This is a genomic window from Pseudarthrobacter siccitolerans (genome assembly GCF_001046895.1).
GTDB classification, from domain to species: Bacteria; Actinomycetota; Actinomycetes; order Actinomycetales; family Micrococcaceae; genus Arthrobacter; species Arthrobacter siccitolerans.
This window is the reverse complement of record NZ_CAQI01000007.1, coordinates 1-758: the sequence shown is the minus strand read 5'-3', so window position 1 is coordinate 758 and position 758 is coordinate 1. Positions and strand designations below refer to the sequence as shown.

Genomic DNA, 758 nt, shown 5'->3' with positions numbered 1-758 from the left:
GATTTCGCCGAAGCCGGCGCGGGGGCCGGAGGAGAGCAGGCGCAGGTCGTTGCAGATTTTGGAGAGTTTCACGGCGACGCGTTTGAGGACGCCGGAGAGGTGGACGAAGGCGCCGACGTCCTGGGTCGCTTCGATCAGGTCCGGGGCGGTGATCAGGGGCAGGCCGGTGATCTGGGCCAGGTGCCGGCAGGCGGTGTCGGCGTAGCCGGCCGGGGCGTTCAGGCCGGTGCCGATGGCGGTGGCGCCGAGGTTGATTTCGTGGATCAGCAGTTCGGCTTCGGCGAGGCGGAGCCGGTCTTCGCCGATGGTGATGGCGTAGGTGCCGAATTCCTGGCCCAGGGTCATGGGTACGGCGTCCTGGAGCTGGGTGCGGCCCATTTTGACGATGGTGCGGAATTCGAGGGCTTTGGCGGCGCAGGCTTCTTCGAGTTCGGCCAGGGCGTCGAGCAGTTCGCGGGCGGCGAAGATGGTGCCGAGTTTGACTGCGGTGGGGTAGACGTCGTTGGTGGACTGGGAGAGGTTGACGTGGTCGTTGGGGTGCAGCCGGGTGTAGTCGCCCTTGGGGTGGCCGAGGATTTCCAGGGCGCGGTTGGCGATGACCTCGTTGGCGTTCATGTTCGAGGAGGTCCCGGCGCCGCCCTGGATGACGTCCACCACGAACTGGTCGGCGAGCCGCCCGTCCAGGATGTCCTGGCAGGCCTGCCCGATCGCGTCGGCGCGTTCGGCGTCCAGGAGGCCGAGTTCGCGGTTGGTGCGGG

1 protein-coding gene is annotated in these 758 nt (G+C 67.9%); it reads right to left on the bottom strand.

Annotation, left to right across the window (positions count from 1 at the left end; all coding sequences use genetic code 11):
* Positions 1-758: lyase family protein (locus tag ARTSIC4J27_RS00040; protein ID WP_268794364.1), on the bottom strand; the 758-nt coding region annotated here is incomplete at both ends.